This window comes from Streptomyces sp. NBC_01352 (genome assembly GCF_036237295.1).
GTDB classification, from domain to species: Bacteria; Actinomycetota; Actinomycetes; order Streptomycetales; family Streptomycetaceae; genus Streptomyces; species Streptomyces plumbiresistens.
In genome coordinates this window covers 8751322-8773700 of the sequence record NZ_CP108354.1, presented here as the reverse complement: position 1 = coordinate 8773700, position 22379 = coordinate 8751322, and the positions used below count along the sequence as shown (strand labels likewise).

At 71.7% G+C, this 22379-nt stretch carries 19 protein-coding genes and 1 pseudogene; 5 read left to right on the top strand and 15 right to left on the bottom strand.

All coding sequences use genetic code 11. The annotated features are described in order from the left end of the window. Position 1: 1 nt before the first annotated feature. Complete coding sequence (locus tag OG252_RS40265; RefSeq protein WP_266442721.1) at positions 2–1240, bottom strand: glycoside hydrolase family 10 protein; 1239 nt, start codon at positions 1238–1240, stop codon at positions 2–4. A 181-nt stretch (positions 1241–1421) separates the two neighbouring features. On the opposite strand from OG252_RS40265, the gene OG252_RS40260 reads away from it, so the two are divergent. Beyond that, on the top strand, positions 1422–2282 hold the full coding sequence (locus tag OG252_RS40260) for a 3-hydroxybutyryl-CoA dehydrogenase (protein ID WP_266442719.1): 861 nt from the start codon (positions 1422–1424) through the stop codon (positions 2280–2282). 180 nt (positions 2283–2462) lie between these two features. Next, positions 2463–2720 carry a hypothetical protein gene (locus OG252_RS40255; protein WP_266442717.1) on the top strand — a complete coding sequence of 86 codons (258 nt, stop codon included), beginning with the start codon at positions 2463–2465 and terminating at the stop codon, positions 2718–2720. A gap of 25 nt (positions 2721–2745) precedes the next feature. Here OG252_RS40255 and OG252_RS40250 read toward each other — a convergent pair whose 3' ends face one another. The 10 genes and pseudogenes from OG252_RS40250 to infC all read right to left on the bottom strand — a co-directional run bounded on the left by OG252_RS40250 (position 2746) and on the right by infC (position 13707). Then, entirely contained in the window at positions 2746–3291 is a 546-nt protein-coding gene (locus tag OG252_RS40250; protein WP_266442714.1) for an NUDIX hydrolase, read from the bottom strand. 74 nt (positions 3292–3365) lie between these two features. Continuing rightward, positions 3366–4706, bottom strand: coding sequence for a transcriptional regulator (locus tag OG252_RS40245; protein WP_266442711.1), 1341 nt, complete (start codon positions 4704–4706; stop codon positions 3366–3368). A 197-nt stretch (positions 4707–4903) separates the two neighbouring features. Next, complete coding sequence (locus OG252_RS40240; protein WP_329342378.1) at positions 4904–6055, bottom strand: PP2C family protein-serine/threonine phosphatase; 1152 nt, start codon at positions 6053–6055, stop codon at positions 4904–4906. A gap of 180 nt (positions 6056–6235) precedes the next feature. Next, positions 6236–8746 (bottom strand): phenylalanine--tRNA ligase subunit beta, encoded by a 2511-nt coding sequence (gene pheT / locus OG252_RS40235; protein WP_329342376.1) that lies wholly within the window; start codon positions 8744–8746, stop codon positions 6236–6238. Then, positions 8746–9867 (bottom strand): phenylalanine--tRNA ligase subunit alpha, encoded by a 1122-nt coding sequence (gene pheS, locus OG252_RS40230; RefSeq protein ID WP_266442701.1) that lies wholly within the window; start codon positions 9865–9867, stop codon positions 8746–8748. The genes pheT and pheS overlap by 1 nt, the downstream gene beginning before the upstream one ends. A gap of 138 nt (positions 9868–10005) precedes the next feature. Then, complete coding sequence (locus OG252_RS40225; RefSeq protein WP_266442699.1) at positions 10006–11151, bottom strand: sensor histidine kinase; 1146 nt, start codon at positions 11149–11151, stop codon at positions 10006–10008. A gap of 52 nt (positions 11152–11203) precedes the next feature. Further along, positions 11204–12049, bottom strand: coding sequence for a TrmH family RNA methyltransferase (locus OG252_RS40220; protein ID WP_329342373.1), 846 nt, complete (start codon positions 12047–12049; stop codon positions 11204–11206). Between the two features lie 161 nt (positions 12050–12210). Further along, positions 12211–12594, bottom strand: a complete 384-nt coding sequence (gene rplT, locus OG252_RS40215; RefSeq protein ID WP_007495403.1) for a 50S ribosomal protein L20 — start codon at positions 12592–12594, stop codon at positions 12211–12213. Between the two features lie 112 nt (positions 12595–12706). Further along, on the bottom strand, positions 12707–12901 hold the full coding sequence (gene rpmI, locus OG252_RS40210) for a 50S ribosomal protein L35 (RefSeq protein WP_019065473.1): 195 nt from the start codon (positions 12899–12901) through the stop codon (positions 12707–12709). A gap of 112 nt (positions 12902–13013) precedes the next feature. Continuing rightward, positions 13014–13707 (bottom strand): annotated as a pseudogene (infC, locus tag OG252_RS40205) (translation initiation factor IF-3). A gap of 346 nt (positions 13708–14053) precedes the next feature. On the opposite strand from infC, the gene OG252_RS40200 reads away from it, so the two are divergent. After that, positions 14054–14428, top strand: a complete 375-nt coding sequence (locus OG252_RS40200) for a DUF1844 domain-containing protein (protein WP_266442690.1) — start codon at positions 14054–14056, stop codon at positions 14426–14428. A gap of 1 nt (position 14429) precedes the next feature. Here the strand turns inward: OG252_RS40200 and OG252_RS40195 are convergent, their stop codons facing one another. Then, complete coding sequence (locus OG252_RS40195) at positions 14430–15161, bottom strand: SseB family protein (RefSeq protein ID WP_329342370.1); 732 nt, start codon at positions 15159–15161, stop codon at positions 14430–14432. Between the two features lie 150 nt (positions 15162–15311). Between OG252_RS40195 and OG252_RS40190 the strand changes: the two genes are divergently transcribed. Beyond that, positions 15312–16349, top strand: a complete 1038-nt coding sequence (locus OG252_RS40190; RefSeq protein WP_329342368.1) for a serine hydrolase — start codon at positions 15312–15314, stop codon at positions 16347–16349. Positions 16350–16391: 42 nt separating this feature from the next. On the opposite strand, the gene mycP is transcribed toward OG252_RS40190, so the two are convergent. After that, positions 16392–17585, bottom strand: a complete 1194-nt coding sequence (gene mycP, locus OG252_RS40185) for a type VII secretion-associated serine protease mycosin (protein WP_329342366.1) — start codon at positions 17583–17585, stop codon at positions 16392–16394. Further along, on the bottom strand, positions 17582–18391 hold the full coding sequence (locus OG252_RS40180) for a hypothetical protein (protein WP_266442683.1): 810 nt from the start codon (positions 18389–18391) through the stop codon (positions 17582–17584). The genes mycP and OG252_RS40180 overlap by 4 nt, the downstream gene beginning before the upstream one ends. Positions 18392–20237: 1846 nt before the next feature. Between OG252_RS40180 and OG252_RS40175 the strand changes: the two genes are divergently transcribed. Then, the gene (locus OG252_RS40175; RefSeq protein ID WP_329342363.1) at positions 20238–21440 is read left to right on the top strand and encodes an amino acid deaminase/aldolase; all 1203 of its coding nucleotides are present in this window, start codon (positions 20238–20240) and stop codon (positions 21438–21440) included. A 1-nt stretch (position 21441) separates the two neighbouring features. On the opposite strand, the gene OG252_RS40170 is transcribed toward OG252_RS40175, so the two are convergent. Beyond that, on the bottom strand, positions 21442–22353 hold the full coding sequence (locus tag OG252_RS40170; protein ID WP_329345317.1) for a DUF2510 domain-containing protein: 912 nt from the start codon (positions 22351–22353) through the stop codon (positions 21442–21444). Positions 22354–22379 lie beyond the last annotated feature (26 nt).

Here is a 22379-nt window from a genome sequence, read left to right as displayed (position 1 = left end):
CCTACTCCCCCGGGATCCTCGCCGGCCGCGCGTAGTGGTCGGCGACCACCCGCGCCATGGCGCCGATGGGGTCCGTCTGCACTTCCTTGGCGGCGAAGAAGACATGCCCGCGCACCTCGGGGTGGTCCTGGGCGAGGGTGAGGTGCCGGGACAGTTCGGCGGGGTCCTGCCAGGCCTCGGGCTGCGCCGGGTCGCCCGCCTTGTACAGCGCCTCACCGGCGTACAACTGCGTCCCGGTGCCCCGGGCCACCTCCGCCCACCAGGGCAGCAGCTTCGCGTAGTCGGCGGCCGCGAAGCCGATGTTCCAGTAGAGCTGCGGGACGATGTAGTCGATCCAGTTCTTGCGGACCCACTGGCGGGTGTCCGCGTACAGGTCGTCGTACGCCTGCAGCGCCCGGGTCTGGGAGCCGCGCGGGTCGGTGGTGTCGTTGCGCCACACCCCGAAGGGGCTGATGCCGAAGCGCGCGGCGGGCCGGAGCGCCTTGATCCGGGCCGAGGTCTCGCGCACCAGCAGGTTGATGTTGTCGCGCCGCCAGGCGGCCCGGCTGGGGAATCCGCCGCCGTGAGCGTCGTAGGCCGCGTCGTCGTCGAAGGTCTGGCCCGCCACGGGGTACGGGTAGAAGTAGTCGTCGAAGTGCACGGCATCGACGGGGTACTTGGCCACCGCGTCGAGCATCGCGTCCTGGACGAAGGCGCGGACCTCGGGCAGTCCCGGGTTGTAGTAGAGCTTCCCGCCGTACGTCACCACCCAGTTCGGGTGCCGGCGGGCGGGGTGGGTCCTGACGAGCCTGTCCGGGTCCGCGTGGCCCGCGATCCGGTACGGGTTGAACCAGGCGTGCAGTTCCAGGCCACGGGCGTGCGCCTCCTCGACGGCCGTGCCCAGCGGGTCCCAGCCCGGGTGCTTGCCCTGGGTTCCGGTGAGGTACTGCGACCAGGGCTCGTACGGCGAGGGCCACAGGGCGTCGGCGGTGGGCCGCACCTGGAAGATCACCGTGTTGAGGCCGGTCTCGGCGGCCTTGTCGAGGTGGGCGACCAGTTCGGCCCGCTGGGCCGCCGCGCTCAGGCCCGGCCGCGAGGGCCAGTCCCGGTTCTGCACGGTCGCCAGCCACACGCCCCGCATCTCGGCGGCCTTCCGCGGCCGCTCCGACCGCCTGCCCGGCGCGGCCTTCGCGCCGGCCGAGCCCGTCGTGAGCGTCGCCAGCGCGGCCAGTGCGAACGCCCGACGTGACACTCGTCCCATCTGCACACCCCCGAACACCACGGATCCGCGCGGTCACGGACCGTCTCCGCGCCCCAGGATGCCCGACGGATGCCGCACCCCCGGCGATCGATCATCGATACTTGGCGGTAACGTGCACGAACGGAGCAGGCACCGGACCCACGGGTTCTGCTCACGTCCGTAGACCAGCGAAAGGGACGATGTGACCGACATCGAGCGCGTCGGAGTGGTCGGCTGCGGCCAGATGGGAGCGGGCATCGCCGAGGTGTGCGCCCGTGCCGGCCTGGACGTGATGGTCGCCGAGACCACCGGCGAGGCCCTGGAGATCGGCCGGACCCGGCTGTTCAACTCCCTGGCGAAGGCCGCCGAGCGCGGCAAGATCTCCGAGGAGGAGCGGGACGCCACGCTGGCGCGCCTCAGCTTCACCACCGACCTCGGCGAGTTCGCGGACCGCGACCTGGTGATCGAGGCCGTCGTGGAGAACGAGCTGGTCAAGACCGAGATCTTCCAGGTGCTCGACCAGGTCGTGACCCGGCCCGACGCGATCCTCGCCTCCAACACCTCCTCCATCCCCCTGGTGAGGCTGGCGGTCGCCACCTCGCGGCCCGACCACGTCATCGGCATCCACTTCTTCAACCCCGCCCCGGTGCAGAAGCTCGTCGAGCTGATCCCGGCGCTCACCACCTCCGAGGGCACGCTCGGCCGCGCCCAGGTCTTCGCCGAGAAGGTGCTCGGCAAGCACGCCATCCGCGCCCAGGACCGCTCCGGATTCGTGGTCAACGCGCTGCTGATCCCGTATCTCCTCTCCGCGATCCGGATGTTCGAGTCGGGCATCGCCAGCCGCGAGGACATCGACAACGGCATGGAGCTCGGCTGCGCCCACCCGATGGGCCCGCTGAAGCTGGCCGACCTGATCGGTCTGGACACGGTCGCCTCCGTGGCGTTCTCGATGTACGAGGAGTACAAGGAGCCGCTGTACGCCGCTCCCCCGCTGCTGCAGCGCATGGTCGACGCGGGCCGGCTGGGCCGGAAGTCGGGCTCGGGCTTCTACACCTACGGCTGATTACGCACGGTGGCTCAAAAGGCCCGGCACTCTTCGGAGCGCCGGGCCCACCGCATTCACACGCCGTGTGCGCACCGGGCCCGCATATGCCCCTCGCACACTCTCCCCACGTGTCCACCAGGCGAGTTGACTCTTCATGCGCATGCAAGGGATGAGACGACTACAGAAAGGAACGGACTCGTGACCACCGACCCCGAGCATCCTGTGGTCCACGGCGAACTCGCAGAGTTACGGCGCCGCCTCGACGTCGCCTACGCGAGGGTCGAGGGCGGACTGGCTCTGCTGAGTCATCGCACGGAGGAGACGGACAAGGAAGTCGACGACCTGAGCAGCCGGATCGTCGCCCTGGAGCACGCCCGCTGGCCGTTGCCCGCGGTAGCGGTACTCACCGCCGTGGGCGCGCTCGTCGTGACGGTCTGGCAGGCCCTGGGTCGCTAGGACGGCTCCAGGACGCGGGGGGATATCAGGGCATGGCGTCCTGCCCGAGCCGGAGATGATGCAGCAGCAGTAACGCGGCCGCCATGTTCGCGGCCGGGACCTCGCCGCGGGCGACCATGTCGGGGACGAGTTTGAGGGGGACCCACTCCCGGCGGTCCGACTCGAAGTCGTCCACGGGGTGTCCGAGGTACTCGCCCTCGTCGGCCCAGTAGATGTGGTGCCGGGCGTCGGTGAGCCCGTTGGACGGCTCCACGCTCATCAGGTGGCGCAGGGGTCCCGGCCGCCAGCCGGTCTCTTCCTCGAGTTCCCTGGCGGCCGCGACGGCGATGTCCTCGCCGTCCTCGACCACACCCGCCGCGAGTTCCCACCCCCAACTGTCGGTGATGAAGCGGTGGCGCCACAGGAGGAGGACCTCATTGGCCTGGTTCACCACCGTGGCCACGGCAACGGGCCGCAGCCGTATCAGAAAGTGATCGAGGTGCCGACCGTCCGGCAACTCGACATCCGCGAGATTGACGCTGAACCAGCGGTTCGCATAGACAGTTTGTTCGTTCTGTTTCGTCCACTGCACGGTTCTGCCACCTTCCGTCGAGTAAGTGGCAATATCGCAGCAGGAACGATGAGTGTCGGTGGTCGTGCGCCCGTCTACAGCGGTACGCGCAGTGCACCGTCGATGAGTGCGGCGGCCTCAGCCGTGCCCGCGCAGCCGCTGCGCACGAGGTGTTCGCGCACCGCCCTGAGTCTGTCGCGCAGGCGCTGGGACTCCATTCCCCGGGCCTGTTCTGCCATCTGCACCGCGATGGCCACCGCCTTGTCGGCGTTGCCCTGACGCAGTTCGATCGTGCTGAGCATGGCGAGCCGGTGCACCCGGCCCCGGTCGTGGGCGGGGTTGTCGACGGCGGCCATGGCGTGCTCCCGTGCCGCCGCCACCTCGCCGAGGCTCAACAGCGCCTCCGCCACCTGGACGTTGACGAGTCCCGGCTGGACATAGCCCGTCTCGTCCGGCTCGTATCCGCGCCGGATGCGTTCGGCGGCCTGCTCGGCCCGCCGGATGCAGGACAGCGCGCTCGTGCCGTCGCCGAGGTGGGCGTACGCCTTCGCCTGCATCGCGTACAGGTCGGAGGCGAGCGCCGGGGTGATGTGCCGTCCGGCGGCGCGCAGCGCGGCCTCTGCGAAGGCCACGGCCTGCCGGTACTCCCGCATGAACAGCGCCTGGTTGACGAGGAGCGCGATCACGTAGGCGCCGAGCCCGCGGTCCCCGCTGGCCTTCGCGAGCCTGAGCGCCTGGTGGAAGTAGCGCTGGGCGAGACCGTGCGCGTCCGAGTCGTACGCGCAGATCCCGGCGACCGCCACCAACCCGCCGGTGGCCCGGTGCAGTTGACGGCCCGTCTCGTCGGTGTAACTGCCGCGCAGCAGCGGGGCGGCCTCGGCGTTCAGGAAACCCACGATCCGGGTGCGGGTCGCGACGCCGCCGGCCTTGCGGTACATCTGCTCGTAGTGCGTGCGGGCCGCGCGCAGCATCTCGATGTCGGCCGAGGTGACCCGGTGCCGGCCGCCCCGCGAGACGTCGACGTCCTCGGGCGGGTTCTCCCACTCCCACACCGGCATCACGGCGGGCGTGCCGGTGACGGCGGGAGCGCCCAGGATGTGCGGCCGCTGCTGCTCGTCGGAGCGCCACAGGGCGGTGGCCCGCTCCACGAACCCGGACAACGACGTGCCGTGCGGGGCGGACGGCTCGCCGGGCACCCCGAGCCCGATGTCGTCGAGGGTGACGGGGCGGTGCAGTCGGCGGGCGAGCACCTCGCAGATCAGGTCGGGAACCTGTCCGCGGGGCCGCTGCCCCTTCAACCACCGCGCCACGGCGGTGTGTTCGTATCTGAGCGCGAGACCGCGCGCCCGGCCCGCCTGGTTCACATGAGCGGCGAGTCCCGCGTGCGAGATGCCCGCCTCGTCCAGGATCGCGTCGAGCAGAGTGTTGGGCTGCATGGGATGCCCCCCGGGTGGCTCGGTGCCGTCAGAGTAGTGGGTCGGCCTTCACACGGGGTGTGAACGGAGTACTCGAATCCGTACCGTGTGCACACTGTCGCGGAGAGTTTCCAGCCGGTTGACTGAAATGCCTCGCAAGAGGCCGGCCGGGCCGCCGGCTCCCCCTCGTACAGTGCGGCGGCCCGGCGTCCGGGCGGCTAACCGTGTGTCGTCGGCTGTGGATTTGTGGTGGCGGGTCGTGCGTTTCCCAAGGCATGGCGTACTTGGCGGTCGTTGTGAAGTACCAGTAAGGCGACGTCATCCGCCGGTGTGCCCCCGGCATGGCGCAGGAGCGCGGTGAAGACCGAGCCCAGGACGACCTGAGGGGCGACGACGGGGCTGCCGTGGACGGCCCGGGACAGTGCTTCGGACAGGGAAAAGAACCGGCCACACGCGTCCCTCGCGTCCTCGGCGCCGTCCGTGTGCAGGACCAGGGCCTCTCCCGGCAGCAGGTGGCCGCAGTGCAGCGCGGGCAGTTCGGCCGGCAGCGGGAACGGACCGAGGGGCGGCAGGGGATCCGCACGGGCGAGCTGCTCGACCCGGGTACCGCTCAGCAGATACGGCCACGGGTGACCGCAGTTCAGCGCCCGGACCTCGCCGTCCCGGCCGATCTCCAGCAGCAGTACGGTCACGAACTCCTCGGCGACCGGGTTGTCGGGTGCCGGTCCGGCCGACGGGTGCTCGGCGCGGGCGCGCTCGCGCAGGTGCCGGGCCAGGGCGCGTTCCAGCCGGCGCAGCACACCGTCGAGTTGGGCCTCGTCGTGGACGGCCTCGCGGAAACTGCCGAGCACGGCGGCGGCGGTGCCGATCGCCCCGAGCCCGTGTCCGCGGACGTCACCCATCACCACCCGTACGCCGTGCTCGGTGGCGACCACCTCGTACAGATCGCCGCCGATGATCGCCCCACGGTCCGCGGACAGCTGGGCGGCGGCGATGTTCAGCCCCTCGACGCGCGGCGGCAGCGGTCGCAACAGCACGCGCTGGGCGGCGCCCGCGGCCTGCCGGGCCTGCCGGAGTTCGCGCAGCAAGGTGCGCCGGACATGGAGGATCAGCCCGGTGCCGACGGCGAAGAAGACCGCGCTGGTGACGACGCGCGCGCCCAGGCCGTTCTGCTGGGCGAGCGGACACACCAGCTTGTACGTGATCGCGACGGCGCCCCAGGCCGTGGGCAACCCGAGTGAGATCGCCCGCCGCAGCGGCCGACGGGCACTGGTACGGAGCCACCCGGGAAGGCAGCGGTGACCGGGCCCCCGTGAGTCCGTCCGGGCCCGCCCAGCCCTGCGGGGCGCCCCAGCCTTGATGCGGATCATGCCGATGGCCCCCCAATTAGGCCTGCCAGCGCAATCGGACCGACCCCGAAAGGCCGGTCCGATTCTGTCGACCATATGACCCGGTAGGGCCACATCACTGGGAGAACTCACCCGATTGAGTGAGATGGGGGGTGTGGGGGCTACGCCCCCACCAGGGGGGCGGGGAACTGCGCGACGCGGCTAACTCCGCAGAACCGCTCCCGTACGCTCACCCGCCAGCGCCACCGCCGCATCCCGGGCCGCCGACGCCTCATCCACGGTCAGCGTCCGGTCGGCCGCCCGGAACCGCAACGCATAGGCCAGCGACTTCTTGCCCTCACCGAGCTGCTCGGCGTTCTCGTACACGTCGAACAGCCGGATCGCCTCCAGCAGTTCGCCCGCACCGTCACGCAGCGAGGCCTCCACATCGGCGTGCGGTACGAACTTGTCGACCACCAGCGCGACATCCTGCGTGGCGACGGGGAACGTCGAGATGCTCGGCGCCTGCGGAATCGCGTCGCCCACCCGCTCCACCGCGTCCAGGTCCAGCTCCATCGCGCAGGTGCGCGCGGGCAGGCCCAGCGCCTTCAGCACCCGGGGGTGCAGCTCACCCGCGTGACCGACAACCCGCTCGGCACCGTCGGAGACGACCGCCAGCTCGGCGCACCGGCCGGGGTGCCAGGGGCCGTACTGCCCGCTGCGGACGACCAGTTCGGCACCGGCCTCCCGCGCCACCGTGCGCGCCGCCTCGATCGCGTCGGCCCAGTCGGCCGGCCGGCCCTTGCCCCACCAGCCGGCCTGCTCGCGGGAGCCCGCCAGGACGGCGGCGACGTGCCGCGGCTGGTCGGGCAGCGCGGCGTTCAGCTCCGCGATCTCCTCGTCGGTCGGACGCCGGTCGACGGGCGGCGAGACGGCCACCCGCTGCTCCTCGCGCGGGAGGAAGACCAGACCGGTCTCGAACAGGGCCGTGTCGTGCGAACCCCGGCCGTCGTTGCGCCGCAAGGCACCGAGCAGGCCGGGCAGCAGCGACGTACGAAGGGCCGGCTCCTCGTCGTTGAGGGGGTTGACCAGCTTGACGACCCGGCGGGCCGGGTCGTCGGCCGCGAGGCCGAGCTGGTCGAAGACCTGCTCGCTGACGAACGGGTAGTTGGGCGCCTCGACGTACCCGGCACCGGCCAGCACCCGGCCGACGCGGCGGTGCAGCCGCTGCCGGTGGGTCAGACCGCGGCCGGACGGCGGCTTGGGCAGCGTGGAGGGCAGGTTCTCGTAGCCCTCCAGCCGGATGACCTCTTCGGCCAGGTCGTTGACCTCGGCGAGGTCGGGCCGCCAGGACGGCACGGTGACGATCAGCTCGTCCTGCCCGTACACGTCGCAGCCGACCTCCTGGAGGCGGCGTACGACGGTCTCGCGGCCGTACACGACACCCGCGACCTTGTCCGGGTGGTCGGCCGCGACGGCGATGGTGTGCGGCGCGGACGGCGAGATGACCTCGGTGACGCCGGCCTCGGCGGTGCCGCCCGCGAGCAGCACCAGCAGGTCGACGGTGCGCTGGGCGGCCGCGGAGGCGGCCTGCGGGTCGACGCCGCGCTCGAAGCGCTTGGACGCCTCGGAGGACAGCTTGTGGCGGCGGGCCGTACGGGCGATGGAGACCGCGTTGAAGTGCGCGGCCTCGATCACGATGTCGGTCGTGCCTTCGGCCTCGGTGTGGTCGGCGATCTCCGTGTTGGCGCCGCCCATGACACCGGCGAGGCCGATCGGACCGCGCTCGTCGGTGATCACCAGGTCCTCGGCGTGCAGGGTGCGGGTGACGCCGTCGAGGGTGACGATCTTCTCGCCCTCCTCGGCCCGGCGGACGCCGACGGTGCCCTGGACGAGGGAGCGGTCGTAGGCGTGCAGCGGCTGGCCGAGCTCCATCATCACGTAGTTGGTGACGTCGACGGCGAGCGAGATCGGGCGCATGCCGACCTTCTGCAGCCGACGCTGGAGCCAGATCGGGGAGCGGGCCTCGGGACTCAGCCCGGTGACGGTGCGGGCCGTGAAGCGGTCGCAGCCGACGGGCTCGGAGACCTGGACCGGGTAGCCGAAGGCGTTCGGTGCGGGCACGTCGAGCAGGGCCGGGTCGCGCAGCGGCAGGCCGTACGCGATGGCGGTCTCGCGGGCGACGCCGCGGATGGACAGGCAGTCGCCGCGGTTGGCGGTGACGGCGATGTCCAGGACCTCGTCGACCAGTTCGAGCAGCTCGATGGCGTCCTTGCCGACCTCGGTCTCCGGCGGCAGCACGATGATGCCGTGGCTGCCGTCGTCGCCCATGCCCAGCTCGCCGCTGGAGCAGATCATGCCGTGGGACGTCTTGCCGTACGTCTTGCGGGCGGAGATCGAGAAGCCGCCCGGCAGTGTGGCGCCGGGCAGCACCACGACGACCTTGTCGCCGACGGCGAAGTTGCGGGCGCCGCAGACGATCTCCTGGGGCTCGCCGGTGCCGTTGGCCTGGCCGACGTCGACCGTGCAGAAGCGGATCGGCTTCTTGAACTCCGTCAGCTCCTCGATGGTCAGCACCTGGCCGACGACGAGGGGGCCCTTGAGGTCGGCGCCGAGGTGCTCGACGGTCTCGACCTCGAGACCGGCCGAAATGAGCTTGGCCTGGACGTCACGACCGGTCTGAGTCGCCGGCAGGTCGACGTACTCCCGCAGCCAAGAAAGCGGGACCCGCATCAGATCTCCATCCCGAACGGCCGGGTGAACCGGACGTCACCCTCGACCATGTCTCGCATGTCCTCGACGTTGTGGCGGAACATCAGCATCCGCTCGATGCCGAACCCGAAGGCGAAGCCGCTGTACTTCTCGGGGTCCACGCCGCAGGCGGTCAGCACCTTGGGGTTGACCATGCCGCAGCCGCCGAGCTCGATCCAGCCCTCGCTGGAGCAGGTGCGGCAGGGCCGGTCGGGGTTGCCGACGGACTCGCCGCGGCACACGTAGCACACCATGTCCATCTCGGCGGACGGCTCGGTGAACGGGAAGAAGTTGGGCCGCAGCCGCGTCTTCATGCCCTCGCCGAACAGCGACTGGACCATGTGGTCCAGGGTGCCCTTGAGGTCGGCCATGGTCAGGCCCTCGTCGATGGCGAGGAGCTCGACCTGGTGGAAGACGGGCGTGTGCGTGGCGTCCAGCTCGTCGGTGCGGTACACGCGACCGGGGCAGATCACGTACACCGGCAGCTCGCGCTCCAGCAGGGAGCGGATCTGCACGGGCGAGGTGTGGGTGCGCAGCACGACGCCGGACTCGGTGCCGCCGCCCTGGCCCTGCACGAAGAACGTGTCGGCCTCGCCGCGGGCCGGGTGGTCCGGGCCGATGTTGAGCGCGTCGAAGTTGAACCACTCGGCCTCGACCTGCGGGCCCTCGGCGACCTCGTAGCCCATGGCCACGAAGACGTCCTCGATGCGCTCGGAGAGCGTGGTGAGCGGGTGGCGGGCGCCGGCCGGTACGCGGTCGTACGGCAGCGTGACGTCCACCGCCTCCTCGACCAGCACCCGCTGGTCGCGCTCGGCCTCCAGCTCCACCTGGCGGGCGGCGAGGGCCTTGTTCACCGCGCCGCGGGCCTGGCCCACGCGCTTGCCGGCCTCGGCCTTGGCGTGCGGGGGCAGGGCGCCGATCTCGCGGTTGGCGAGCGCCAGCGGTGAGGTTCCGCCGGTGTGGGCGACCTTGGCCTCCTGGAGCGCGTCGAGGGAATCGGCGGCGGTGAAGGCGGCGAGCGCCTCGTCCCGCATGCGCTCGATCTCTTCCGGTTTCAACGCCTCGACCTCGACAGGGTCGTACGACTTGTTCGGTGCCGACATCTCTTCCCGTGCTTCCGATTGGCTGGCTGGAGGTCCCCGTCACCGATCCATGGACGAATCGTCGCCGGCTTCGGGACACAAAGGTGCCAAAGGCCGAGTCTAACGGGGTGGGGATGTACGAATGCGCCCGCGGGCTGCTCAGGTCAGGTAGGCCGGAGCGCTCACGGGCAACGTAAATCGGAACTCGGCGCCGCCGCCGGGGGCGCGGCCGACCGTGATGGTGCCGCCGTGGGCCTCGACGATGCCCTTGACGATGTAGAGCCCGAGGCCCGTGCCACCGCGCTTGCTGCCCCGCCAGAAGCGGGTGAAGACGCGGTTCATGGACTCCTCCGGGATGCCGGACCCCTCGTCGCTCACCGTGACCGACGTAGCAGCGTTTTCGTGGCCTTCCCCCTCACGGGGAGACGCCGTGGCCGTGATGTCAATCGTGACGGTTCCCTCGCCGTGCCGCACCGCATTTTCCAGCAGGTTGCTGAGCACCTGGTCGATCTTGTCGGGGTCGGCCCACAGGTCGGGCAGCGGCTGTTCGAGGCGCAGCAGGAACCGGTCGGCGGCCAGGCCCGCGGCGACGTACGCCTGGATGTGCCGTCCGACGGCCGCGCCGATGTCGACGGGCTGGCGCCTGAGTTCCAGTCGCCCGGAGTCGATCCGGGAGATGTCGAGCAGCTCGGCGATGAGCCGGGTGACCCGGTCGGCGTCGGCGTCGACGGTCTCCAGCATCAGCCGCTTCTGGTCGTCGGTGAAGCGTTCCCACTTGGCGAGCAGGGTGGCCGTGAACCCCTTGACCGAGGTGAGCGGCGAGCGCAGTTCGTGCGCGACGGTGGCGATCAGTTCGGCGTGGCTGCGTTCGGTGCGGCGGCGGGCCTCGGTGTCGCGGAGGGAGACGACGACCCGGCGGACGGGTCCGGTGGGACGGGTGCGCACGTACTTCGCGGAGACCAGCACCTCACGCCCCCCGGGCAGCAGCAGATTGCACTCGGGCTGCCCCACCCTGATGGCGAGCCCGCCGTACGGATCGGTCAGCTGCCACCAGCGCCGGCCCTCCAGGTCCTCTAACGGCAGGGCCTTCTCCAGCCGCCGGCCGAGGGCTTCCTCGGCGGGCAGGTCGGTGATCCTGGCCGCGGCGGCGTTGAAACAGATCACGTGCCCGTGCTCGTCCGCGACGACCAGTCCGTCAGGCAGCTGGTCGGGATCGATGCCGAGCTCGGCGAGATCACCGGGCCGGGACGCGGGCGGGCGCCGTACGTCCCGTGCTTCCGGTGCGCTGCTCGTGCCGACGCTCATCCCCGTACCCCACCTCTCAGGCGTCTGAGGGGCTCCCGAGCTGGTCACCCTACTAGCTCTCGGTGACGGAGCGGCACCCTCCGGAGGCGCGCTGTGCACGGGCTGACGCATAGAGACATACGGCGGCGGCGGTGGCCAGGTTCAGGCTCTCGGCCTTCCCGTGGATCGGGACGCGCACCACGGCGTCCGCGAGGGCGCGGGTCTCCTCGGGGAGCCCCCAGGCCTCGTTCCCGAACACCCAGGCGGTCGGCCCTCCCATGGTCCCCTTGTCGAGCTCGTCGTCGAGGTCGTCCGTCCCGGCGCCGTCGGCGGCGAGGATGCGCACCCCGGCGTCCTTCAGACCGGCCACGGCCCGCTCGACGGGCACGCCGACGGCGACGGGGAGGTGGAAGAGGGAGCCCACGGAGGCCCGTACGGCCTTGGGGTTGTACAGATCGACGGAGGCGTCGGTCAGGACGACGGCCTCGGCACCGGCGGCGTCGGCGCACCGCAGGACGGTGCCGGCGTTCCCGGGGTCGCGCACGTGCGCGAGCACGGCGACCAGCTTGGGCCGGGCGTCGAGGATGTCCTCGAATGGCGTGTCGAGGAACCGGCAGATCCCGACGAGGCCCTGCGGCGTGACGGTGGTGGAGATGTCGGCGATGACCTGCTCGTCGGCGAGGTGCACCCGGGCCCCGGTGTCACGGGCCTCACCGATGATGTCGGCGTACCGCTCCGCCGCGTCGGGCGTGGCGAAGAGCTCGACCAGCGTGTCCGCGTACGCCGCCGCCTCCCGCACAGCCTGCGGCCCCTCCGCGAGAAACAGCCGCTCCTTCCCCCGGAAGTTCCGCTTGGCAAGCCGCCGGGCGGCGAGGACACGGGGGGAACGCGGGGAGATCAGCTCGGGGCTGGCGGGCACGGGACTCACCTTCAGCAACTACTTTCCGCCGCAACGGCGATCGACCACGACGGCGGAATTCGGCGGTGCCGAACCCACCGGTACACCAGGGAACGCAACGGACCCGCAGGCCTCAAAGCCTACGGGTCCGAAAGTCACGTCGGCCAAAGCCAGCGCTGGCGTCACGCAGCCTTCGGCGCGTTGACGTCGCTCGGCAGCGCCTTCTGGGCCACCTCGACGAGGGCCGCGAAGGCGCCCGCGTCGTTCACGGCCAGCTCGGCCAGGATCTTGCGGTCGACCTCGACGTTCGCCGCCTTCAGGCCCTGGATGAAGCGGTTGTACGTGATGCCGTTGGCGCGGGCAGCGGCGTTGATGCGCTGGATCCACAGCTGGCGGAAGTCACCCTTGCGCTTCTTGCGGTCGTTGTAGTTGTAGACCAGCGAGTGGGTGACCTGCTCCTTGGCCTTGCGGTACAGGCGCGAACGCTGACCGCGGTAGCCGGAGGCCGCCTCGAGGATCGCCCGGCGCTTCTTGTGGGCGTTGACTGCCCGCTTGACGCGTGCCACTTGTTAACTCCTTGTAGCGGGGCCGTGGTGGTCTTCACACGGCCCGAAATCGATTGGGTCCCGGTCCAGACGTACGGCGCTGGGTGATCGGAGGATCAACCGCGCCGCCGCGTCACTTGCCGAGAAGCTTCTTGATCTTCTTGGCGTCGCCCGGGGCCATCTCGGCGTTGCCGGTGAGGCGACGCGTAACGCGGGACGACTTGTGCTCGAGCAGGTGGCGCTTGCCGGCGCGCTCGCGGAGCACCTTGCCGGAGCCGGTGATCTTGAAGCGCTTGCTGGCACCGCTGTGCGACTTGTTCTTCGGCATAGCGCCGTTCTCTCCTCGTCGGTGGCGCTCCGGTGCCCGGTCACGAAAACCGGGCACTGTGGAGCGTCGCTCTTGTATCGGTTACGTCCTTGGGGACTCGCGTCCCCCGGGATCACGCCTCGGCGGGAGCCTCGGCCTGAGCCTCGACTTCTTCCTCGGCACCCTCGGCATCCTCGGACTCCGCGGCGTTCTGCGACTTGCCGGGGTTGGCCTTCGCTTCTGCCTTGCGGGCTTCCTGGGCCTGGCGGGCCTCGGCCATCGCCTCGGTCTTCTTCTTGTGCGGACCGAGGACCATGATCATGTTTCGGCCGTCCTGCTTCGGGTTCGACTCCACGAACCCGAGGTCGGCCACGTCCTCCGCGAGACGCTGCAGCAGTCGGTAGCCGAGTTCCGGCCGGGACTGCTCGCGACCACGGAACATGATCGTGATCTTGACCTTGTCGCCCTGCTTGAGGAACCGAACGACGTGACCCTTCTTGGTGTCATAGTCGTGCGGGTCGATCTTCGGCCGGAGCTTCATCTCCTTGATGACCGTGTGCGCCTGGTTCTTGCGCGCCTCACGGGCCTTCATGGCCGACTCGTACTTGAACTTCCCGTAGTCCATGAGCTTGCACACAGGCGGACGGGCGGTCGCCGCCACCTCGACCAGGTCCAGGTCGTACTCCTGCGCAAGCTCCAGTGCCTTGGCCAGGGGGACAATGCCCACCTGCTCGCCACTGGGACCGACAAGTCGCACCTCTGGAACGCGAATCCGGTCGTTGATGCGGGGCTCGGCGCTGATGGATCCTCCTCGGTTAGCACCACACGGCCATCTGGCGGACGGCCGCGTTTGTCTCTGGTAGACAGACCTAACCGCGCCGAAGCACAAAAAATGCCCCGGACGATCACAGGCGGGGCTCCAAGCACTACCGGAGCACCGCCGCGGTGATGCCGCGGGGCGCACATTCGGGCGACTCCATCGTCCGTACGGAACGATGGTGGCCGCCTGACCGGGGTGACCCGCCGTCCCGGGGGACGGTCAGGTGGGAGATCGGAGCCTCCACTTGTGGGCCAGTCACACTTACACACGTGTATCCGGCCGGTCGTCACACAAGGTTAGCAGCAACCCGGGGGTGGTGCGAACCGCCGTACACCGGGGCCTATCGTTGGGGCATGAGTGACACCCCTGCCGAGTCCGCCGAGTCCGCCGCGGGCCCCGACTTCGACGACATGACCCGCGACATCGCCGAGGTCCCCGCCGTCGAGGTGATCGTGACGGTCGCCGTCAACCTGATGAGCGCCGCCGCCGTGAAGCTCGGGCTGACGGAGGAGGGCGACAAGTACAAGGACCTGGACGAGGCCCGCAAGCTGGTGCACGCCCTCGCCGGCCTGCTGGACGCGAGCGCGACCGAGATCAGCTCCTTCCACGCGTCCCCGCTGCGCGACGGACTCAAGTCCCTGCAGCTGGCGTTCCGCGAGGCGTCGCTCGTCCGGGACGAGCCGGGCCAGGGCCCCGGCGAGAAGTACACCGGCCCGATCTACGGCTGACTCAGGGACGTACGTACAAGGGCTCGCCCGGCGGCGTCGCCCCGGCCGGCAGCAGTGCCAGGTCGAGGCCGCGCACCAGGCGGGCCCTCAGCGTTTCGTCGGCGGCGAGCCGCTGCGCGAGAGCCCGGGCGGCATCGGCGGGCGGTGTGGACGCGTCCAGCACGAGGGCGAGGGTGCCGTCGGCCTGTCCCGGCCCGAGGTGGGCGCGCAGTACGGCGGGCTCGGCGGCCACGGCGGCCCGTACGGCCTCGACGACGGCCGGGTCGGCGAGCGGATCCGTGGTCGTACGGCCCTCCGCCAGCGCCAGCAGCGCGGCCCCCGTCAGCTCGAACGGCACCGGGCCGGCCAGGTCCAGCAGGACCGTGTCCGCCTTCTCGTGCGCGGCGGCCTGGAGCGCCTGGTGCAGCGGTACGGCGACGGGGCGGGCCGCCGGGTCCCAGCGGGCCAGCGACTCGGTGGAGGTGAAGGCGGGCAGGGCGGTGCGGGTGCCGGCCTTCAGGGTGGGTACGGCCATGTCGCTGGTCTTCTCGCGGCGCAGCCCGTTCTCGTCCTCCTCGGCCTCGCCGAGGACGGCCACCACCGGGACGAGGAGCCGGGCGCCCTTGAGGGCCTCCAGGACGGGGCCCGCGGCGGTGCGGTCCTCGGCCCAGACGGCGAGCGCCGCACTCAGCCGGGGGTCGGCCGAGCCGTCGTCGTCGGAGAAGCCGGGGTCGGGAATGTTCTTGTTCGCCACGGTCACCGACCCTATAGGGGGGATACTGCTGGGCTTGTGCGGGCCCGGAAACCTGACCGTGACAACTTTCACGGGTTTCTCAGATATCCCTGACACACATCTAACGTTCGTCTAACGGCCCGCACAGTCGGGGCCGCGAGCATCGCGGGCATGGAGTCTTCCAGAGCCGACCTCAGCCGCCCCTCCCGGCCGTTGCGGCGTCGGACCCTGATGTACACCGCGCTCGCCTCCATCGCCGTCCTCGGCGGTACGGCGGCCGGGACCGTGTACGTGAAGGCTCAGGCGCACTCCGGTACGAGCGCCGTATCGTCGGCGACGCCGTCGGCCTCGTCATCGGCCTCGCCATCGGTCTCGTCGTCTTCCTCGCCGTCGGGCCTGGCCGCGGCGTCGGCTGCGGCGAACGGGGAGACATCCGTGGAACCTGTGGCGAAACCGACCGTCGACCACGACGACGTGCTGGCCGACGCCATGAAGTCGGTGAGCGTGGAGGACAGCGCAGTCGTGTCCGCGGCCGTGCTCGACCCGGACTCCGGCGAGAGCGCCTCGTACGGCGACGGCGCCTTCGACACGGCGAGCATCGTCAAGGTCGACATCCTGGCGACGCTGCTGCTTCAGGCGCAGGACGCGGACCGGCATCTCACCGCGCGGGAGAAGTCGTACGCCACCTCGATGATCGAGAACAGCGACAACGCCTCCGCGTCGGCCCTGTGGCGGATCATCGGGAAGGCGGACGGTCTCGACGCCGCGAACGAGCGGCTCGGGCTCACGGACACCGAGGGCGGCGACGACATGCTGTGGGGGCTGACCCAGACCACCGCCGCCGACCAACTCACCCTGCTCCAGCAGGTGTTCGGGGACGATTCGGAGCTGAGCGAGGCCTCGCGGACGTATCTGCAGGGCCTGATGGGGCAGATAGCCGTCGACCAGCACTGGGGGGTGTCGGCCGCGGCGGACGGTTCCGGGTGGGCCCTGAAGAACGGCTGGCTGCCGCGCAGCAGGACCGGGCTGTGGGACATCAACAGCATCGGGCGGGTGACGGTGGCCGGCCACGACTATCTGGTCGCGGTGCTGTCGAAGGGCAACTCGACGCAGGCGAAGGGGATTTCGCTGGCGGAGGCGGTGGCGAGGGCGGCGGTGTCGGTGTTCGCGGGGGACGGCGCATCGGCTTCGGCGACTGTCTCCCCGTAGCGCGCAGAAGGCGTTCAGAAGGCCGTACGCCGTGCGTGGATCCTAGAAGTCCTCGTACCGCTCACGGCGGCCGCGCCACACGACCACCGCCGCGATGAGGAGTACTCCGCCGAGGCCGCCCGCGAGGGGGGCGGCCCAGTCGGCGGTGTCGTTGTCGGACTTGGCGGCGTCGGGGCCGGAGCCGAAGTACCTGTCGCCGTAGGCGGCGGCCTGGAGGCCCTCCGGCTTGAGACGGTCGGCCTCGGACAGGGCGGCCGCGGGGTCGATGAAGCCGAAGCCGCGGGAGTCGTCGCGGCCGTCGGTCGGGGCGTTGCGGGCCGTGTCCTCCAGGAGCTTCTTGACCTGGGCGGGGGTCAGGTCCGGGTGGGCGGCCCTGATGAGCGCGACCGCGCCGGAGACGAAGGCGGAGGCGGCGCTCGTCCCCCAGCCCTCGTAGTACTTGTGGTCGGGGTCGGCGATGACGACGTCGACGCCGGGGGCGCTGACCGTGGCGTACCAGCGGCGGGTGGAGAAGGAGGCGCGGGTGCCGAAGCGGTCGACGGCGGTCGCGGCGATCACACCCGGGTAGGCGGCCGGGTAGGAGATGTGGTCGCCCTTCTCGCCGCCGTTGCCGGCCGAGGCGACGACGACGGAGCCCTTCTTCAAGGCGTACTGGACGGCCTCGTCCTCGGCGGGTTCGGGGTGGGCGGAGGCGGAGTCGTCGCCGAGGGAGAGGTTGATGACGTCGGCGCCGTGGTCGGCGGCCCAGCGGATGCCTTCGGCGAGGGCGTTGCCGCGGGTGTTGCGGGCCTTGGTGCGGGCCGGGTCGCCGTCCTCGAGGATCACGCGGACGGGGAGGATCTTGGCCTCGGGGGCGATACCCAGGACGCCGTCGCCGTTGCCCACGCCGTGTCCGTGACCCGCGATGATGCCGGCCATCGCGGTGCCGTGGCGGGCCCAGGCGCGGTCGCCGTCCTTCGCGCCGAAGCCGATCATGTCCTTGCCGGTGAGGACGTTGCCGTCGAGGTCGGGGTGGTCGGCCTCGACGCCGGTGTCCAGGACGGCGACGGTGACGCCCGCGCCCTTGGTGGTGCGCCAGGCCTCCTGGGTGTGCATGGCGTCCAGGGCCCATTGCTTGGCGCGTATGCCGTCGGCGTGCGCGGCGGTGGGCGGGACGAGGGCGACCGAGGCGGCGAGCAGGACGCTGAGGAGGCCGGCCCTGCGGGTCCTGATGCTCGTGCGGCTCGTGCGGCTCATGAAGGCTTCTCCGAGGGCGAGCTGACGGTCTTGCGCAGCCCGCGTTCGACGCGGTCGGCGAGGCCCTGCGCCTCGTTGCCGAGGCCGGCCTGGGCGGGCGCGGTGGTCGCGCCGGACTTCATGGCCTCGGCGGCGGGCTGCGGGGTGTCGACGGTACGGCCGTCCGCCCAGCCCGAGACCGCGTAGACGACGACGGGGGCGTCGGTGAGGACGGAGACGGTCCAGGAAGCGCGCTGCTCCGTGCCGAAGCCTGCGGCGACGGTGTCCTTGGCGGCGTACGGCCGGGGCATGAGGTCGGTGCGGCTGTCGAGGCCCTCGTCCTTGAACCGCTTGCCGAGGGCACTCATGGCGGCGGCGTCGGCCTTGGTGAAGAGGAGGCCGACGGTGGTGACGTAGCTCTGGGTGGCGTCGGTGTAGGTGGCGCGCAGGAGACGGGCACAGCCGACGGTCGAGAGCGCCTTGCGCAGCAGCGGGTCGAAGGCGTTCTGGCAGCCGCTGTCGGGCGCGACGGCGATACGTGTCCACGTCCGGTCGGCGCCGCCCGGGCCGGCGCCCTGGCCCTCGACCGTGGGCGGGAACAGCTGATCGACCGGGATGCTGTGCCAGAGATCGCGGGCCGTGGCGAAGGTGTCGTCGGACCCGGCCTCCCCCGACTCCCCGCTGAGCCAACTCCCGGTCACGGCACCACCGATGAGCCCCAGCCCCAGCACGACACAGGCGGCCACGACGGCGATCCGCGAGCGCCCCCTGAGCGACCGGGGCCGCGCCCTGTCGTCGTACCCCTCCGGCTCCCCGAACGAAATCACGGGCCGCTCCGAACCGGGCGCTCCGCCCGGCGCCATGGGGGCGCTCCAGGAGAAGGACGGGTCCGGGTTCAGGGTGGTGGTGTCCGGGGGCGGGCTGGTGGGCGCCGAAGGGATGCGCGGGGCACTTGGGGTGCTTGGCGGAGCGGTGGGTGGCGGCGGGATGCGGGACGCGCTCGCGGGACCGGTGGGCGGCGCGGGGATGCGGGAGGCGCTCGCGGGCGCGGTGGGGGGCAGCGGGATAAACGCGCTCGGCGGAACCGTGGGCGCCGAAGGGATGCGGGAGGAGTTCGCGGGACCGTTCGATGCCGAAAGGGTACGCGGGCCGTTTCCGGGGCCGGGGGCGGACGAAGACGTGCGCCGGTCGCTTCCGGGACCGGAGGTCGGCAAAGACGTGCGCCGGTCGCTTCCGGGACCGGAGGTCGACGAAGGCGTGCGCCGGTCGCTTCCGGGACCGGAGGTCGGCAAAGACGTGCGCCGGTCGCTTCCGGGACCGGAGGCCGGCAAAGACGTGCGCCGGTCGCTTCCGGGACCGGAGGTCGGCGAAGGCGTGCGCGCGTCGCTTTCCTGGCCGGTGGATGCCGGGGAAGTGCGGGGCGGGTCGGTGCGGCCCGGGGCCGGCGGCTCGTGGGCGGGCCGCGGGGGGAAGCCGGGGCGGCGTACGGGCTCGGCGGGGTTCGCACCCCGGCGGGTGTTCACCTCGGGGGGCAGCTCCGCGGAGATCGGACGCAGCCGGGAGGTCGTCTCCGCCGCGGTCTCGGCGGGTGGGCCGGTACGGCGCGGCGGTATCGGGGGGCGGTGGCTGGGACGGGGCGGCACGGGACCCGGCGCAGGTGTCGCGGCGTTCGGGCGCGGCGGCGGTACCGAGCCCGACGCGGGGGGCTCGGCACCAGGTCGGGACGGCACGGAACCCGACGTGGACGCCGTCGGTGGGATGTCCGGGAAACGGGCGGAGGCTTTGGGCGGCGGCGGGCTCGCGGGGGCGGCGCCACGGGGAGACGGGGTGCGCAGGTTCGGGAAGCGGGACCGGATGTCCTGGGACCCGGAGGTACCCGCTTCTCCGAACCGCTCTCGTCCCGGCCTCTCGGACGGCCCTTGGCCCGCCTCACCGGATGCCGGTCGACCCGCTTCACCGGCACCGGATCGTCCCGATCCGTCGAACTCCGACCGGCTCGGCCTGTCGAACGCCGACCAACCCGCCCCATCGAACCCGGACCGACCCGAGCCATCGTCCCCCGACCGGCCCGACGCGTCGAACTCCGACCGACCCGAGCCATCGAAACCAGACCGACCCGATCCCTCGAACCCCGACCGACCCAACCCGTCCAACCCAACCCGACCATCGTCCCCGGCCCAGCTCACGCCCCGGTCCCCGGCCTCCGATCGGCCCGTCGTGTCCGGGTGTTCCCGGTCCGTGTCACCGGTCCCCTGCCGGAGCAAGCCGTCGGTTCGGTCTCCGCTCACGTCGGCGAGCTCCTGTCGGCCCGGATCGTCGCCCTCGCCATCGCCCGCCGTAGGCGGTTCGGTGGGGCGTGGGGGGACGGCGGGGCGGCGTGCTTCCGTGCTCATGCGGGCCACCCCCCGTTTCCTCGTGCCCGGGCCGTCTCCTCGTACGCGGGCCGTTGTCCTCGTGGCCCGCCCGGAGCGGCCTTTGCCGTCCGGACACGCATACCCGCACGGGGGTTCCGGCATCCCGGCGCGGGCCTGCGACCGGGGGCGGGACGTCCTCCGTGCGTGCGCGTCACTCTACGGGTTGTTCCTGGGCGAACGGGAACCAGTCCACGAGCCCGGGGCATCTGCCCGGAACGTCCCCCTACCCTGCGGTAATCCAGTCTGGCAGGCTGCGTTCATGACTGCGCGCGCCGCCGACCGGGCCCGTTACGACCGGGCCACCGCCCATTTCGACGCCCCCCTCGCGATCGTGGACCTCGATGCCTTCGACGCGAACGCGGACGATCTCGTCCGCCGCGCCGGGGGCAAGCCGGTCCGGGTCGCCAGCAAGTCCGTACGCTGCCGGGCCCTGCTGGAGCGGGTGCTCGCGAAGGACGGGTTCGCGGGAATCATGTCGTTCACGCTCGCCGAGTCCCTGTGGCTGGCGCGGAGCGGATTCGACGACATCCTGCTCGCCTATCCCTCCGCCGACCGCGCCGGCTTCGCCGAACTGGCCGCCGATCCCAAGCTCGCCGCCGCCGTGACGGTGATGGTCGACGACCCGGCGCAGCTCGGGTTCATCGACGAGGCGCGCGACGGCGGGCGCGAAGTGGTGCGGGTCTGCCTGGAGTTGGACACCTCGCTGAAGCTGCTCGGGGGCCGGGTTCGGGTCGGCGCCCTGCGCTCCCCGCTGCACTCCCCCGCCCAGGTCGCCGACATGGCCCGGGCCGTGGTCCGGCGGCCGGGGTTCAAGGTCGTCGGGATCATGGCGTACGAGGGGCACATCGCCGGTGTCGGTGACGCGGTCGCCGGGCGGCCGCTGCGGTCGCGTGCCGTGCGGCTGATGCAGGCCACCGCCCGCAAGGAACTCGTCGAGCGGCGCGGCGACGTGGTGCGCGCGGTCCGGGCCGTCGTGCCGGACCTGGAGTTCGTCAACGGCGGCGGGACGGGCAGTGTGCAGCACACCGCCGCGGAGGACGCGGTCACCGAGATCGGCGCCGGGTCGGGGCTGTACGTACCGCGGCTGTTCGACAACTACACGTCCTTCAGCGGTCGTCCGGCGGCACTGTTCGCCCAGCCCGTCGTCCGGCGGCCGGGCGTCGGGATCGTGACCGTCCTCGGCGGCGGCTATCCCGCCTCCGGCGCGGCCGGCCCCGACCGGCTGCCGGTGCCGTACCTGCCGGAGGGGCTGAAGTACGACCCGCAGGAGGGGCCCGGCGAGGTCCAGACGCCCCTGCTCGGCTCCCCGGCCGACGACCTCCTGCTCGGCGACAAGGTGTGGTTCCGGCACGCCAAGGCCGGTGAGCTGTGCGAACGGTTCGACATGCTGCACCTGATCGAGGGGGAGGCGGTGACGGCGACCGTCCCGACGTATCGGGGCGAGGGCCGGACGTTCCTGTAGGTCAGCCGGTCGGACCGATGCTGCTGCCCACGCCGCCGCCCGTGTCCGCGTCGCCGATCGACCGGATCCCCTTGGTGATCCGGTCCATGTCGGCGAGCGGCGGGCCGTCCGGGCCGGCGTCGAAGACGAACCGCACGATCACCGGGGACTCGCTGCCGACGCTGGACGGGAAGGCCAGGGACTGCACGTAACCGCCGGGCCCGTCGGCCGTCTTGACCCGCCAGCGCACGAAGTACCCGGCGCGTCCGGCCACCGCGACCGGTCCGGACTTGACGGTCCGGTGCGATTCGATGCCGCCGTAGACGCGCCGGTCGAGGGTGTCACGGTCGTATGCCGCGTCGGCCGCGTCCGGGATGTCCTGCTCGGCGAGGGTCTCGGGGGACTTCTCGTCGTTCTCGGTGACCGTGCGGGTGAGGACGAGGCCGTGCCGGCACAGGCCGACGCCGGCCGGGCACTCGTACGTCCCGTCGTCCGTGGTCATGACGACGTCGTCCTCGGGCACGTTCTTCGGCGGGGTCCAGCCGTCGGGCAACGGCAGGGTGATGCCGTTGAGTTCGTCCACCACGATGTCCGGCACGGCGTCCGGGTCGGCGGGCGGTTCGGAGGTGGTCCGCGTCGGCGTGGGCGTGGGGAGGTCGGTGGACGGGACGGACGTCGGCAGGGCGCCCGTCGCCGGGCCGCCGCCGTCGTCGTCCTCGCCGAGTACGGCCACCCCGGTGACGATCGCGGCGACCAGGACGACGGCGGCGCTCGTGAGGGCGACCGCCTTGGCCCGCCCGGACACCCCGCCGGCGGGCTGCGGCGGTCCGGGCACCTCGGGTGCGCGCAGGTGTTCGGTCCATACCGCCCCGTCCCACCAGCGCTCCAGGTGGGGAGCCTGGGGGTCGGGGTACCAGCCGGGCGGGGGCGTCATGCTCATCCCGGCACTGTAGGGCGCGG

Coding starts and splice junctions, on each gene's coding strand:
- OG252_RS40200 (WP_266442690.1), top strand. CDS start 14,054: ATGAGTGACACCCCTGCCGAGTCCGCCGAGTCCGCCGCGGGCCCCGAC.
- rpmI (WP_019065473.1), bottom strand. CDS start 12,901: ATGCCGAAGAACAAGTCGCACAGCGGTGCCAGCAAGCGCTTCAAGATC.
- pheS (WP_266442701.1), bottom strand. CDS start 9,867: ATGTCGGCACCGAACAAGTCGTACGACCCTGTCGAGGTCGAGGCGTTG.
- pheT (WP_329342376.1), bottom strand. CDS start 8,746: ATGCGGGTCCCGCTTTCTTGGCTGCGGGAGTACGTCGACCTGCCGGCG.
- OG252_RS40170 (WP_329345317.1), bottom strand. CDS start 22,353: ATGACGCCCCCGCCCGGCTGGTACCCCGACCCCCAGGCTCCCCACCTG.
- OG252_RS40245 (WP_266442711.1), bottom strand. CDS start 4,706: ATGCAGCCCAACACTCTGCTCGACGCGATCCTGGACGAGGCGGGCATC.
- mycP (WP_329342366.1), bottom strand. CDS start 17,585: ATGAGCCGCACGAGCCGCACGAGCATCAGGACCCGCAGGGCCGGCCTC.
- OG252_RS40225 (WP_266442699.1), bottom strand. CDS start 11,151: ATGAGCGTCGGCACGAGCAGCGCACCGGAAGCACGGGACGTACGGCGC.
- OG252_RS40175 (WP_329342363.1), top strand. CDS start 20,238: ATGACTGCGCGCGCCGCCGACCGGGCCCGTTACGACCGGGCCACCGCC.
- OG252_RS40240 (WP_329342378.1), bottom strand. CDS start 6,055: ATGATCCGCATCAAGGCTGGGGCGCCCCGCAGGGCTGGGCGGGCCCGG.
- OG252_RS40190 (WP_329342368.1), top strand. CDS start 15,312: ATGGAGTCTTCCAGAGCCGACCTCAGCCGCCCCTCCCGGCCGTTGCGG.
- OG252_RS40265 (WP_266442721.1), bottom strand. CDS start 1,240: ATGGGACGAGTGTCACGTCGGGCGTTCGCACTGGCCGCGCTGGCGACG.